This is a genomic window from Photobacterium makurazakiensis (assembly GCF_050336715.1).
In the GTDB taxonomy this organism is placed as follows: domain Bacteria; phylum Pseudomonadota; class Gammaproteobacteria; order Enterobacterales; family Vibrionaceae; genus Photobacterium; species Photobacterium makurazakiensis.
This window is the reverse complement of record NZ_JAKJSJ010000054.1, coordinates 1-14,619: the sequence shown is the minus strand read 5'-3', so window position 1 is coordinate 14,619 and position 14,619 is coordinate 1. Positions and strand designations below refer to the sequence as shown.

At 43.8% G+C, this 14,619-nt stretch carries 12 protein-coding genes; 9 read left to right on the top strand and 3 right to left on the bottom strand.

The genetic code is table 11. The features are described from left to right. Positions 1-59: 59 nt before the first annotated feature. Positions 60-1,091: a LacI family DNA-binding transcriptional regulator gene (locus tag L4D09_RS21535; RefSeq protein WP_428459586.1), complete on the top strand. Its 1,032-nt coding sequence runs from the start codon at positions 60-62 to the stop codon at positions 1,089-1,091. Positions 1,092-1,207: 116 nt separating this feature from the next. On the opposite strand, the gene L4D09_RS21530 is transcribed toward L4D09_RS21535, so the two are convergent. Next, the gene (locus L4D09_RS21530) at positions 1,208-1,843 is read right to left on the bottom strand and encodes an alternative oxidase (protein ID WP_428459585.1); all 636 of its coding nucleotides are present in this window, start codon (positions 1,841-1,843) and stop codon (positions 1,208-1,210) included. A gap of 313 nt (positions 1,844-2,156) precedes the next feature. Here L4D09_RS21530 and L4D09_RS21525 point away from each other — a divergent pair, with 313 nt between their 5' ends. The 6 genes from L4D09_RS21525 to L4D09_RS21500 all read left to right on the top strand — a co-directional run bounded on the left by L4D09_RS21525 (position 2,157) and on the right by L4D09_RS21500 (position 9,652). Continuing rightward, entirely contained in the window at positions 2,157-3,392 is a 1,236-nt protein-coding gene (locus tag L4D09_RS21525) for an anaerobic sulfatase maturase (protein WP_428459584.1), read from the top strand. 23 nt (positions 3,393-3,415) lie between these two features. Next, positions 3,416-5,023, top strand: coding sequence for a sulfatase family protein (locus tag L4D09_RS21520; RefSeq protein ID WP_428459583.1), 1,608 nt, complete (start codon positions 3,416-3,418; stop codon positions 5,021-5,023). 53 nt (positions 5,024-5,076) lie between these two features. Continuing rightward, positions 5,077-6,576 (top strand): DUF2264 domain-containing protein, encoded by a 1,500-nt coding sequence (locus L4D09_RS21515; protein ID WP_428459582.1) that lies wholly within the window; start codon positions 5,077-5,079, stop codon positions 6,574-6,576. Between the two features lie 108 nt (positions 6,577-6,684). Beyond that, on the top strand, positions 6,685-7,539 hold the full coding sequence (locus L4D09_RS21510) for a tagatose bisphosphate family class II aldolase (RefSeq protein ID WP_428459581.1): 855 nt from the start codon (positions 6,685-6,687) through the stop codon (positions 7,537-7,539). Positions 7,540-7,668: 129 nt separating this feature from the next. Further along, positions 7,669-8,256: a DJ-1/PfpI family protein gene (locus tag L4D09_RS21505; RefSeq protein WP_428459580.1), complete on the top strand. Its 588-nt coding sequence runs from the start codon at positions 7,669-7,671 to the stop codon at positions 8,254-8,256. A gap of 670 nt (positions 8,257-8,926) precedes the next feature. Then, positions 8,927-9,652 carry a hypothetical protein gene (locus tag L4D09_RS21500; protein WP_428459579.1) on the top strand — a complete coding sequence of 242 codons (726 nt, stop codon included), beginning with the start codon at positions 8,927-8,929 and terminating at the stop codon, positions 9,650-9,652. Positions 9,653-9,754: 102 nt separating this feature from the next. Here L4D09_RS21500 and L4D09_RS21495 read toward each other — a convergent pair whose 3' ends face one another. Next, positions 9,755-11,602, bottom strand: a complete 1,848-nt coding sequence (locus tag L4D09_RS21495) for an ABC transporter ATP-binding protein (RefSeq protein ID WP_428459578.1) — start codon at positions 11,600-11,602, stop codon at positions 9,755-9,757. 272 nt (positions 11,603-11,874) lie between these two features. Here L4D09_RS21495 and L4D09_RS21490 point away from each other — a divergent pair, with 272 nt between their 5' ends. Both L4D09_RS21490 and L4D09_RS21485 read left to right on the top strand, forming a co-directional pair. Continuing rightward, a complete protein-coding gene (locus L4D09_RS21490; protein WP_428459577.1) occupies positions 11,875-12,288 on the top strand; it encodes a GNAT family N-acetyltransferase in 414 nt (137 codons plus the stop codon). Positions 12,289-12,416: 128 nt separating this feature from the next. Next, the gene (locus L4D09_RS21485) at positions 12,417-13,280 is read left to right on the top strand and encodes an SMP-30/gluconolactonase/LRE family protein (RefSeq protein ID WP_428459576.1); all 864 of its coding nucleotides are present in this window, start codon (positions 12,417-12,419) and stop codon (positions 13,278-13,280) included. An 82-nt stretch (positions 13,281-13,362) separates the two neighbouring features. Here L4D09_RS21485 and L4D09_RS21480 read toward each other — a convergent pair whose 3' ends face one another. Beyond that, entirely contained in the window at positions 13,363-14,589 is a 1,227-nt protein-coding gene (locus L4D09_RS21480) for a response regulator (protein ID WP_428459575.1), read from the bottom strand. Positions 14,590-14,619: the final 30 nt, after the last annotated feature.

Sequence of the window (14,619 nt, the reverse complement as noted above, 5' to 3'; positions counted from 1 at the left end):
AATTTTAAATAGGGGATAATTTCGGTATTCTACTGGCACACTTCACAAAAAGATCGACCATGAGCAGTAATAGAAACATCAATAGTAGTGAGATTGCGAAAATTGCTGGGGTTTCGAGAAGCACCGTCTCTAAAGTCATCAATAATTACCCTGATATCCCCGAAAAGACCCGAAAAAAGGTGCTGGATGCGATATCTGACCATAACTACAAGCCTAACCGTTTTGCTTCAGTCCTAAAGGGGATCCCGCAGAAAGTTATTGCTTTATATATTCATACGACAACTAACGATACCGCCGATGGTCATATGAATAATCTGGACTCGTCTTATGTGATGGGGGTGGTGTCTAATTTCATAATGGCCACTAAACTGCACGACCACTCCTTGCTGGTGGAGATGCTCCATGAGGATGAAGATTTAGCAGAAGCTGAAGCGCGGATAAGAGACAATTTCAATTCGAAGTCGATATGTGCGGCCGTTTTTGTTGGCTTAACTGATAATTCTGTATTTATCGATAGTTTGGTCGAATCTGGCTACAACATTGCTTCAATAGACAGGTGTGTTTCGGAAGATTATTTAGCCATTAATGTAACGACAGATGATGAAGGTGGCTCTTATGAGGCAACGAAACATTTGGCTGATTCTGGGTTTTCTCACATCGCTTTCATTGGTGGCGATGAAACAAAGTTATCGGCCAGAAATCGCGAGGTAGGGTACAGAAGAGCCATCTTAGAGAATGGTATGACGCCTATAGTCATAGGTTGCGGCTACTCTGAAAAGCTAGGTTCTCTGGCGGTCAATAAGTTTATTGAATTGCCTGAAATTGATGCTGTAGTGTGTGCGTCAGATGCCATTGCACATGGCTTTATCGGAAGAATGAGGGAAACCGATAACGTAAGGTTAAATAATATTGGACTGATTGGTTTTGAAAATATTTCCTTTAACGACTATCAACATCCTAGCCTGTCATCTGTCGCGATAAACTATCAACAAATGGCAAATGATACCGTTCAATCGTTGTTAAAAAGTGATGAGTACGCACAAGTTATTGTTCGTACAGAATTAAAGATCCGAGAATCGAGCGTTAAGTAATTCGACTGGTAGAGCTTGAATTGCCCTATGCTTGTTGGGCTTTACTGCTTTGATATCCCCCCAATAATCTATTCTCTATTATTGGGGGGAGCTTACTGCTTTTATTCAGTTATCAATTAATTTTGATGAGCAGGTAACGTTTTGCTTTCGTAGGCATCAGCAAAGGCATGGTTTCGATCTCTGTGGCCAGCTTCATCTTCACGTATACGAAGAATGACATCTCTTAACTTCGCATTCGCTGGTAGATTGTAGTAGTTAATCGCAATTTCGGGTGCTTCCGTATTTTCGACCTCGCCCGAGTCCACTTTCTCAAGGTATTCGGTGTAGCTTTTACATGCTTCTTCTTCGAAATAACCCACGACTCGATGGGCTGTTCTTGAAGAAAGTAAGTAAATTAAGCTGTACACAACAAGGAATACGCCTTGCCCCAGTAAAACGAGCATTCTTTCAGCCCAGCTTGGCTTAGCAATATCGAGGAAAATCATAAGGTGCATACGCTCATTCTCAGCCTCGTCGAGCAACTCTCGAATCCAACCTTCATCATCCTTCATTCTGCGCAGTGACTTCAGGTGGTTGAACATACCTGCCACCATGCCAGGAACCGCGGCAATGGTTTCGAGTATCACAGCTCGTTTCGCATATTTTTTTCCGTAGAATATATTGAGCATAAATTTGAGTAGCTGAGTAATTTTATAGGCGATCTTTTCGGAGATTTTTGTTGCGGCCCTATGGGTGATTTTAAAGCTAGACATGGTTACTTCCTCATGAACACTATTTATTTTATAGTTTTGTATTAAAATCTTTCTACAATATATAAAATAATCCTGTAACCATCTGTGTAGAACAGTGACTAATGAAAGAAGATGGTAACCTACTATTTCTGGTGTAACTTACTCTTTCACTTATCTTTCGACGCCACTTTCACTTTTGCTTTTCTTCAAGATAATCAATTAAACTACCTTTTGTTTGTTTTTTATTCTATTTTACTGTGATTTATATCACTTGTTTTCTTCGTTTGCTTTCGTATTATCTTTCGTAGTTCTTCGAGAAAAAGAAAGGTAGAAAATGAGCCAAACACAAAAAGCACGCTTCCATATGATGGCAAAGCCAACCAGTTTTCACTGCAACTTGAAGTGTGATTATTGTTTCTACCTTGAAAAAGAAAACTCCTTGCCTGTGGCACCAGCGCCAAAGTCGGATTATATGACCGACGGCATGCTTAAGCGCTACATTCGTGATTACATCCGCTCGCAGGATAGCAATGATATCGATTTCGCGTGGCAGGGCGGTGAGCCGACCCTTGCTGGCATTGACTTCTATAAGCAAGCAGTGAAGTACCAGCAGCAATATGCAGATGGAAAAAATATTACTAATAGCTTCCAGACCAATGCGGTGGCTATCAACAAGCAATGGGCACAGTTTTTTGCCGACCATCAGTTTTTAATTGGAGTGTCGATCGATGGCATTTCAGAAGTGCACGATAAATATCGTATTTCAGTCAATGGCCGTCCTACCTTTGAGCGTGTTAAGCGAGCCATTGAATTACTTATAGAGAACGGGGTGCCATTCAACACCCTAACCGTAATTAACGACCAGAACTGGCACAAAGGCCGGGAAACCTATCGCGCTTTGAAAGCCCTCGGTTCGCAGCATCTGCAGTTTATTCCCATTGTAGAGCTACAGCCCGAATGCCAAACCATTAATAAAGGTCACTATACCCAGCTGGGTAGTGAGGAAAATACACTCGCACCGTTTTCAGTGCCACCTCATGGTTACGGTCAGTTTATGGCGGATGTGTTTGATGAGTGGATTAAAGAAGACGTTGGTCAAGTATACGTCCGTATGTTTGACAGCATGCTAGCGACGTGGATGGGCTATCCAGCCTCAGTGTGTGTGCAGTCGCGTGAGTGTGGGCAAGCAATGGTGATTGAAGCCAATGGCGATGTCTATTCCTGCGATCATTACGTCTATCCTGCCAATAAGCTTGGCAACATCAGTCAAACCAATATCGCAACTCTGGCAACCAGTAAACAGCAGCGTCGTTTTGGTAGCGCCAAATCATCAAGGCTTACCCAGCAATGCAAGCAGTGTGACTACCAAGCACTTTGTTTTGGTGGCTGCCCGAAACATCGTATTCAAGCGGTTGAGGGAGAACGTCAGAAGCATAACTACTTATGTACTTCTTACCAAAGAATTTTTAGCCATACAGCGCCAGCGATGCACTTAATGGCTCAAGAAATACAACAAGGCGGCAATGCCGCTAATGTAATGCCACTTTTAGCCCGAATGAAGGCTAACTGACCCTACGAGTAAAGGAGTAAACCATGAAGCTGTCCTCATCGAAGAAGACGGTACTAGCTGGTCTTGTTGCAGCCGCTTGTGCTGCAGCCCCTGCAATTTCTATTGCGGCTGAAGCAGCTGAGCAACCAAACGTATTATTGATCGTTATGGATGATCTCGGCACAGCGCAGCTTGATTTTGCAATGGATACCATTGATAAAGCAGAGTTGCAAAAACGTCCTGTTGCTGAACGTTATGATGGCGACTTTGACAAGCTGTATGATGCAGCCAAGCGATCAATGCCTAATATTACCCAGTTAGCAAACGAAGGCGTGCGAATGACCAACGCCTATGTAGCGACACCTGTGTGTGGCCCTTCTCGTGCGGGAATGATGACTGGTCGTAACCCACATAGTTTTGGTACATACAGTAACGACGATGCGAAATTTGGTATCCCTCAGGACATCACTTTGCTACCGGAGCTATTTACCAACAACGGTTATGCAACGGCTAATATTGGTAAATGGCACAATGCGCCAGTGACTAAAAAATTAGTCCCTGAAGATGTACGTACTCGTGACTACCATGAGAATGAGATCCCATTTGCTGAAAAAGGTTTTGGCGCAGAAGAGCGTGGTTTTGATTACTCTTACAGCTTCTACGCTTCTGGTGTTGCCTTATATGATTCTCCGGCGATATTCCGCAATGGCGAAAATGTTCCTGCACCTGGTTATATTACTCACAATCTTACCGATGAAACGGTGAAGTTTATTGAGCAGGCAAATAAAGATGATAAGCCTTTCTTTGTTAACCTTGCCTATAGTGTGCCGCACATTCCATTAGAAGATCCGGCACCAGCCAAGTATATGGATCGCTTCAATACCGGAAATGTTGAAGTCGATAAGTATTACGCCCATGTAAACGCATCGGACGAAGGTATCGGTAAAATTGTCGATAAGCTCAAAGAGATGGGCGAGTATGAAAATACCCTTATTTTCTTCCTATCGGACAACGGAGCAGTATTTGAGTCGCCAATGCCGATGAACGGCATGGATCGTGCGTTTAAGGGAACTCGTTACCGTGGTGGTGTTCACGTACCGTTTATTGCTCACTGGAAGGGACAGCTCCCTGAAGGTCAAGTAAATAATACGATGATCTCAGCGATGGATATCCTGCCAACGGCGCTAGAAGCCGCGAACATTGACGTCCCAACTGAAATGAATGTAAATGGCCAGAACATTATGCCGCTGTTTATGGGTGAAGAGCAGGAACCGCATAAGTACCTTTACTGGGCAGGCCCTCGAGCGTTGCACTATTCACCAGAAAGTGGTGATTTCTGGAATCATTACTGGAAGTGGATCACCTTCGAAGAAGAGGAATTCATTCCTAGCCCGTACATCGAGCGCCACTCTAAAGGTGAGTGGGCAATTAAAGATCAAAACTGGTCACTGCACTATTACGATGATGGCAATGCAGAATTCGAACTGTACCACTACGCAGAAGATCCTGCAGAATCAATTAACTTAGCTGATAAACACCCTGAGAAAGTGAAAGAGCTGAGAACCGCTTTCTATAACTGGGTTAAAGATAAGCCTGCGCCAATTGCATGGGGGCAGGATCGTTATGAAATCATAACGGAGTCAGCAAAATAACCTTCCATATTGGCCTCTTCGGAGGCCTTTCTGTTTTAAGTTGAGTTAACCACATGCAAAAGACTATTACAGCCAAGCCGCGTCCGAAAATCCCCTATGAACACCCAGATGCAGCGATGTATCTTAAATTGTGCAAGGAAAACTTTATTCGTCTACGCCATAAAAAAGGCGCCTATCAACAGCATGATGAACGGATCAAACAGGCATTCTCAACCTCCGAATACTCAATACGTCAACAATGTGATTTATTGGTTCAGTATGTTGCTGAGGCGTTCGACCATTATGCAGTGTGGGATTATACCCATGCCTATTATCCGGGCCGTCCTAGCCAGCAGAGTGCTAGAACCGATGCCATGGAAGGGTGCAGTCGGGTGCTGCCAACACTGGGCGCTTGGCTATATCAGCAGAAAGGTAGATCAGATCTAACAGGGCTAAATGGTAATACTATCGATGTTGCTGATATTTTAGCGAAGGCTTTTGTTGCAGGAACCGATCCTTCTCACCGAGGTTATTGGGGGGAGCTGCACGACTATGATCAGCGTATTTGCGAAAGTGCCGATTTGGCCCTGGCATTGTGGCTGAGTCGAGATTGGGTCTGGCAGAAATTTTCAGCCGCCCAGCAACAACAAGTGATCACTTGGTTCAAGCAAGTTAATCACTGCCAAACGGTCGATAATAATTGGCACCTGTTTCCGTTAACGGTTCAACTCGTGGTAAAGGCATTAACAGGGGAAGATACCGTAGAGTTAGACCGCTACGCGCGGATCAAAGAGTTTTATGTCGGCAATGGTTGGTTTCGCGACGGGGCGAAAGGCAATTATGACTATTATAATGCGTGGGGTTTCTTCTATTCCCTGTATTGGATTGAGCAAATTGATCCTGAATTTGATCCTCAGTTTATCCGCCAGAGCTTATCTGAGTTCATTCATGGCTATCGCTACTTCTTTACCCCGCAAGGTCTGCCTTTCTTTGGTCGTAGTGCATGTTATCGCTTGGCGGTATCTGCGCCACAATTGGCAGCGGTTGATTTGGGCATAGGGGTTGATGAAGCATACCCATCGCAGTTGACCGTCGGCGAAGCGAAACATGCATTGCAAAGTAGCCTCCGCTATTTCATTTCGCAAGGTGCATTAAAAAATGGCGCACCAACTCAGGGGGTGTTTGCTGAAGATCCTCGTCTTATTGATAACTACAGTGGGCCTGCGAGTAGCTTTTGGTCATTACGAGCTTTGAATATTGCACTATTTTGCGGTGAACGAACTGGGCTATGGGACACTGAATGCCAGCCTTTTGAAGTAGAATTCGGAGATTTTTCCGTTTCGATCCCTTCGATTGATGCCAGCGTATTAGGCACTTTCAAAACGAAAGAGGTTGTGGTTATTTTCCATTCAGATTATACCCAAGAGCAAACCCCACTATCTAGAAGGCTGGAAAAACAAACTATTCGGCATAAAACGCTGGAAGTGTTACTTGGTAGAGCGGAAAGGCCAAAGAATAACCTGCTTAGGAAGGGAATCACATGTTACACATCGAAAATGTATCATTTCTTTTGATTTCATAATCTTTCGCTTTGAAAGTGTTTATGTGATCTAGATCTTTTCTTTTGTTTTTGTTTTCGAATATGATTAAACCGAAAGCTAACGAAGGTTTTGAGGTTTTATATGTTTCTGGTTTCTTCTCGCGAAATGCTCCATAAAGCGCAGCTAGGCGGTTACGCTGTCCCTGCTTTTAATATTCATAACTTGGAAACAGTTCAAGTGGTACTTGAAACGGCGGCTGAAATGGCCTCTCCGGTTATTCTTGCTGGTACACCTGGCACGTATTCATATGCAGGAACTGACTATTTGGTTGGTATTTGTAAGGAAGCGGCCAAGCGATACAAAACACCTATTTCATTGCATTTAGATCACCATGAATCATTTTCTGATATTCAGCAGAAAGTGGAGACCGGGATCAAATCGGCCATGATTGACGGCTCACACTTTAGTTTCGAAGAAAATATCGAGTTAGTTAAGAAAGTGGTGAGTTTCTGTCATCGCTGGGATTGTTCGGTGGAAGCAGAACTTGGTCGTCTAGGCGGGCAAGAAGATGATCTGATTGTGGATGCCAAAGACGCTTTGTATACCGATCCTGATGCTGCGCTTGAATTTGTTACCCGTACTGGTATTGATTCGCTTGCTATCGCTATTGGTACTGCACATGGTATGTACAAAGAAGAGCCTCGCTTAGATTTCGATCGCCTAGGTTTGATTCGTAGCAAAACAGATGTGCCATTGGTACTACATGGCGCTTCTGGTGTGCCAGATGAAGATGTACGCCGTTGTATCGAACTTGGTATTACCAAAGTGAATGTTGCTACAGAGCTGAAAATTGCCTTTTCAGATGCCGTAAAACAGTACTTCATTGAAAACCCGAACGCTAACGACCCTCGCCACTATATTGTTCCTGGTAAAGAAGCGATGAAGAAAGTAGTGATGGAAAAAATTACCGTTTGTGGCAGTGCTGGTCAGCTATAACGTTGCACATGATTATGGGTAAGGTGTCCTCTCTGTGCCTTACCTTCGCTGCACCTGCGCGATTCCCCCCAAGTAGCAGGTGCAGCGTTTTATGCGTTCCATTTTGAATCAAGTGATGAGACTGAAGTGATGACAGAAAAACATGTTGCTGTGCTACTAGCTGATGGCTTTGAAGAAGGTGAAGCTGTTGTATTTATTGATATCATGCGCCGCCTAGATATCAAGGTCGACGTACTTTCGTGCATGGAGACAACGGCATTAAAGACCTACTTTGAAACACGGATTACGGCTGACGATACACTTATCAACTGTTTAGATAAGCGTTATGACGCTGTCATGATGCCGGGAGGTCCGCAAGGTACTGATAACCTTACTGCCAACCCAATGGTGATTGAGTTCCTAAAGCAACATATTAGCGATGGGAAATATATCTGTGCATTGTGTTCATCAGGCGCAAAAGTACTTGCTGCACATGGCTTGTTAGAAGGTCGTCTTTATACCACTGGTGACAAATTGGCCGAGAAATTCGACGATGGCGAATATGTTGAGCGTAAGGTGGTAGTGTCTGATCAGTTTATTACCGGAAGGGGGCTTGGTGTAAGTTTCGAGTTTTCTTTCACTGTGGCTAAAATGCTACTTGCTGATAACCCTGATAAAGTAGACTGGCAAGCGAAGCATATTTACTTCGAACACTGGCCTGACGCTAAAGCGGTGTAACTGAGTAAATCATCAAATTTCACCCCTGTTCTTTCCTGAACAGGGGTTTTTTATAGAACCTTGTGATGTAATAAACAGTCATCATCACTCACGGCATGGCCGCTATCGTTTAGGGCGAATATCTAGCTACGTGAAACGACCCACTCTTCGTGACAGTCATCGCAGGTTAGCGCTACGTCACTAATACTCTTACTGGTGATTTGAGTCTTGTCTGATTCACACTTTGGGCATTGAGTGCGAGTAGGTGGGCAATTAATGTCGACACAATGATTATCGTTGGTGTTAGTTTTAATCATTGGCTGTTTGCAATCAGGGCAAAGCATTGTAATTACTCCTTGTTAATCCGCCGACCCCTTGTCAGCGGTACTGCTTTTTGTATCAATTAGCATTCTAGAAAATCATCTATGCAATTGTTTTTACAGATGTTTCATTTTCTTGCTGTGTATCCATTTAGGTTTGGCTTGAATAATTAAGCACGGTAAGGAAATAAAACACGGCTAATGTAATAACACTGTTGTTGTTAAATGACTACTTCCCCACCTCTATTGTTGTCTTTTTGTTGATCGGTATCATAAGTGAGTCAAAACAGTGGCACATGCTGTCAAAAATGCGGTAGCTGTGTTTAATATGGCTATATATTGATAGTTTTAGCGCACTTTTAGGAGAGGGAATGAATTACAAGGCGTCATTATTATACGCATGTTCAGGTGTCGGAATATTAATGCTTACTGGGTGCGAAAGTTCGTCAGAATTTACCCCTGACAACAACTACCTTAATCTCACTATGCCGTTGTCTAGCACTGGGTTAAGTGATGTAAGTATTGCCGAATTGGTCGATGAAAAGATTCTACAGCCGGAAGGGTTATCTCTTGCAAAAGATAATATTGGTTATCAACAGGGCAAAGCAGACTTAAATGGTGATGGTCAACATGAAGCTTTTGTCTTGATGCAAGATCGTTACTTCTGCGGTAGCGGTGGCTGTACTGCCTATATTTTTGATGGTGACGGTAATGTGTTATCACAGATGAGTGTGACCAAAATGCCTATTCTTGTCGCAGATACAGAACAAAACGGTTGGCGCGATATTATAGTGTGGAGTAATGGCGCATATCGTCAATTAATGCATGATGGTAATGCGTACCCATCCAACCCGTCAGTACAACCTGTGTTTGAGCGTGAGAGTGAGCAACGTCGTGCGATGGGTAAAGTTATGGCGTCTGAGCTTTATCAGCAAGATGGCTATGAGCTTATGTCTGTCGAGAATGAAGTGATACTAGAATCAGTTAGGCAGTATCATTTTACTTTCAAACATTATGGCGATCAGCAGTTTTTGTATCATGCCGCTGTAAACGCTGCTGAAGGTACTCTGGAGATCGAACAGAAGGCTGTGCGTTAAATTGAAGCGAAAGACGGGCGAAACGATAGAAAAAGGCTTCTGCTGACCAGTATAGGTACATGCAGAAGCCTTTGTTACTCAATATATTATCGGGCCTTGGGTTTAAGCTTCTTGTGCCTCAACCTCACTCGCAATAAATCCACCGGTTTGGTGATCCCATAGCTGAGCATAAATACCGTTGTGTTCGAGTAGCTCTTGATGTGAGCCTTGCTCGACGACTTGGCCTTGATCTAACACGATCAGGCGGTCCATTGCGGCAATAGTCGATAGACGGTGCGCGATAGCGATAACCGTTTTACCTTCCATTAGCTCATATAAACTCTCCTGAATAGCGGCTTCAACTTCTGAATCCAACGCGGAAGTAGCTTCATCGAGAATAAGCAGCGGTGCATCTTTAAGCAGCACACGGGAAATGGCAACCCTCTGGCGTTGTCCACCAGACAGTTTTACGCCTCGTTCACCCACTTGGGCATCATAACCCGAGTTACCATAGGGGTCGGTTAAGGTTTCAATAAACTCATGAGCGTGCGCCTGCTTGGTTGCGGTTAGTAATTCTTCTTCTGATGCATCAGGCCGGCCGTATAAAATATTCTCACGAATAGAGCGATGAAGCAGGGAAGTATCTTGTGTCACCATACCGATTTGACCACGAAGAGAATCTTGCTTAACGTCTGAAATGGTCTGACCGTCAATTTTAATCGCACCAGATTCAACATCGTGGAAACGCATTAACAAGTTAACCAAGGTGGATTTACCCGCGCCAGAGCGACCCACTAATCCGACTTTTTCACCCGGTTTAATATTGAGGTTAAGCTTTTCGATAACGCCTTTACCTTCACCGTAATGGAAGCTGACATTATCAAATTCAATGCCACCTTGGGTTACATTAAGTGTTGGCGCATTGGGCTTATCTTTAATCGCAACCGGTTGAGACAGGGTCTTCATGCCATCAACAACAGTACCAAGATTTTCGAATAAACCGCCCACTTCCCACATGATCCATTTCGACATACCGTTGATACGTAATGCAAGGCTAACGGCAATGGCAATCGAGCCAATGGTTATGGCTGCACTTGACCAAAGCCAAATAGATAAGCCCGCAATGGCAAAGACCAAAAGGTAGTTAATGGCTTCTACCGAGATATTAAATCCGGTGACTAGGCGCATTTGGCGGTAGACGGTATTCATAAATCCCGACATACCTTGCTCGGCATATTCGGTTTCGCGGTTAGTATGAGAAAACAGTTTTACTGTTGAAATATTGGTGTAGCTGTCGACAATGCGGCCAGTCATCGTTGAACGTGCATCTGCTTGCTCTGTTGCGACATGCTTCAGCTTAGGTACGAAGTAGAGTTGGATACCAATATAAGCGGCAAGCCAAAGCAGCATAGGGATCATCAACCGAGAATCAGACTGACCAATCATCACCACCATTGAGGTGAAATACACGATGATGTAGACCAATACGTCGAGTAATTTCATCACGGTTTCACGTACTGAGAGTGCTGTTTGCATCACTTTGGTGGCAATTCGGCCAGCAAATTCATCTTGATAGAACGAAACACTTTGACGTAACAGGTAGCGGTGAGCCATCCAACGAATCGACATGGGGTAATTCCCCAATAGCGTCTGGTGAACAATCAGTGAATGTAGCGTGATCAGTATTGGGACAACAATGACGACCAGTAAGCCCATGCCGATTAACTTGCCCCCTTCTTCAGCCCAGAAGGTCTCGGGGTTATGAACGCTTAACCAATCAACGAGTTGTCCCATAAAACCAAATAAGGCGACTTCGACAATGGCAATAAGCGCACTGAGGATCGACATCGCGATTAACGGCAACTCAAAGCCGCGGGTATAGTAGCGACAAAAAGCAAATAAGCCTTTTGGCGGCTGTTCAGGTTCATGGGGGGGAAATGCTGATGACAGCTTTTCGAAACGTTTGTACATAAAATGATGGTTCCAGTCGAACTAATGTTTTTGGCAAAATAGCCAATACTTTGCGGGTATCAGCACCATGGTAAATAAAAGAGGAATGATGTTGTTTTGAGCTAGCTGTTGTCAGAAGCAGCGGTTTCTAGTTTTAACCACAGTGTTTGAGTCTCACTATTGAATAACAATTGTACATTTCTACAGAGAGTTGGTTAAGACCTATTTCTTTTTTATTTATGCCTAATACTGCTTGTTAGCTTGCACCAGAACACAGAGGAGCGTTAGAGACGGTGAAGATTGTACAAATAGAATCAGAACAGACATTGCCCATTCGTCACCAGGTACTTTGGCCAAATCATGATGAGGATTTTTGCCGAGTATCAGGCGATGATAACGGTCAACACTACGGTGTGTATATCGATGAACAGTTAGTGTGCGTGGCATCAGTGTTTATTGAAGGTCAGGCTGCGAGGTTGAGAAAGTTCGCGACCTTAGTAAATTATCAGCAACAAGGTATAGGAACTGCACTAATTACGGAAATCGTACAACAGCTGACGAAGAGTAATGTTACGTATTTCTGGTGTGATGCACGAGAATCAGCGTTAAGTTTTTATTCTCGCTTTGGTATGAAGCCCCAAGGAGATCGCTTCTATAAAGGTGACGTTGCTTATTTCAAAATGTCGGTAGAGCTGTCTTTATCGTGAGTTGCTTCTTTATCATTATTCACCGCATGTTTGGCTGGATGTTACGGGTAACCTTTGTTTAAATAGCCATAGTATAATTCCTCTTATGCTCAAGAGGATTACGGAAAGTCGATATAAAAGGATTAATCATGGAATCTGTTCAGCTGTTATCAGTAAATTTGACACCTATCAGTGATAAGCCGTTCAAGTTGGCGGAGTGTCCGCGCTGGGATTGGCGAAATAAGGCATGGCTATGGGTAGATATTGCGAATGGAGAGCTGTGGCGTTACCGCGACAATCAGTTAGACGTTCGTGGTTGGGATGAGCAGCTAGGTTGTTTCGCTATGTGGCGTGATGAGGGTTTTATCCTTGCTGCAAAATCAGGGGTATATAGTCTCGATTGCTGGGAAGGTGAACGTCAGCTGGTGGCACCACTTATTTCTGAATATCCACGTATGCGTTTTAATGATGGTCGTGCTGCACCAAGTGGACATTTTGTTGCTGGAACGCGTAACGGTGCCAAAGTCGGCGATCAAGGGCAATTTTATCAATTGACTGCGGATCGCCAAATTCAGCCGATGCCGATGTATGCATGGACGTGTAATGGTCTGGCATTTTCACCTTGTGGGCATTATTTATACTGGGCTGATACCGGGACAAGCTTGGTATACCGAGCAGACTATAATCCTCAAACAGGGGAATATGGCGAAAGTCAGGTTTTCTGTGATTTGACCGAAAGCGATGGCCGTCCAGACGGTGCCAGTGTTGACAGCGAAGGGGGCTATTGGGTGGCAATGTATGGTGGACGTTCTGTTTTACGGATCAGTCCAGAAGGCAAAGTGACGCATAAAGTACCTGTACCAGCAGAAAGCCCAACGATGGTGGCATTTGGTGGTGAAGACGGTAAACAAATGGTTATAACAACTGCTGAAAGTGCTGATGCAGCCGCCCAAGTATTTATTGCAGATGTAGAGTGGCAAGGTCTAGAAGAGCCGCTAGTGACTATTATCTAGCCAGGGTTCGTTGAAAATATAGGGTTCGTTGAAAATAAAAGGTTGCTTGCTGGCGTATTAAGTTAGCAAGCAACGAATGAATCTATTCATTTTCCCCAACGAGGCAATTTCGGCCTTTGGCTTTGGCTTGATAAAGGCATGCATCGGCACGACGGATCATTTCATGAATGTTGGCATCGGCATTCACCACACCAAGGCTAATGGTGTATTTTATTTTGTTACTGAGTATGGTTAATTCAGTCTCGGCAATATCGTTAAGCAGTGCTTGTAAGCGTTGGTTAAAAATGGGGAATGAATTGCCATAAAGAATACAAAACTCTTCGCCGCCAAATCGAGCAACCAATGCATCTGGAAAGTAACGTTTTAACGTGTTTGATAACTCGATCAGCACGATGTCACCAATATGGTGGCCATATGTATCATTGAGTAGCTTGAAGTTATCAATATCAATTAATGCTAAACATCGCGGGCCTTTATACGTTTTTACCAGTGGCTGCTCGAAGAAATAGCGGCGGTTCCAAGATTGGGTGAGATAATCTTTATTGGCGAGCAGGTAAAGGTTGCGTTCAGAATCCAGAATATTCAAGGTACTGTGTAGACGACAGTAGAACTCTTCTTGGTTGAATGGCTTTTTTAAAAAATCGTTTGCACCTGCTTTTAAGAACCGAGCTGTTAGCGAAGCTTCGTCACTCGCCGATAGGCCAATAACCGCGAGTTGACCTGGACGAAAGCGCTTTCTGAGTTCTTTAATTAAGCTAACACCGTCACGCTCAGGCATCGAGTAGTCTGTGATCACTAAAGAGATATCTTTTTCTTTCGTTATAATATCTAAAGCTTGGTTACCATTACTGGCTTCAATGACGGTAAGATATTGGCGCTCAAGTAAGCTACGAATATACTTACGAGCCGTTATCGAGTCATCAACCACGAGTGCTTTGTGATCACCGTTATTTTCGAGTCGCTTCAATATAGGGATGATGCTAGTAATACAGCTTGGGCTGTCTTTTGGGATGTAATCAATAACCGTTTTAGCGAGCACGCGTTCACGTGTTATTTCATCCATTAAAGCGGTTAAGACTATCACTTTAACGTCAACAGAAAGGCAAAGATCTATAATTTCGCCATCTTGACCGTCGGGTAAACAGTAATCAAGAATCGCGCATAGAAAATCAGTTCCTTCGTCTAAAATTCTTTCTGCTCCCGCAATCGTATCGGTTAGAACTGGGGTATAACCCGCTTTTCTTAGCTCGTTTTCGATAACTCGTCGGAATGGTCGGCTATCTTCAACGACTAATATTTTTTGTTCCATTACCTTATACCTTGAAGGAAAATTAAATTT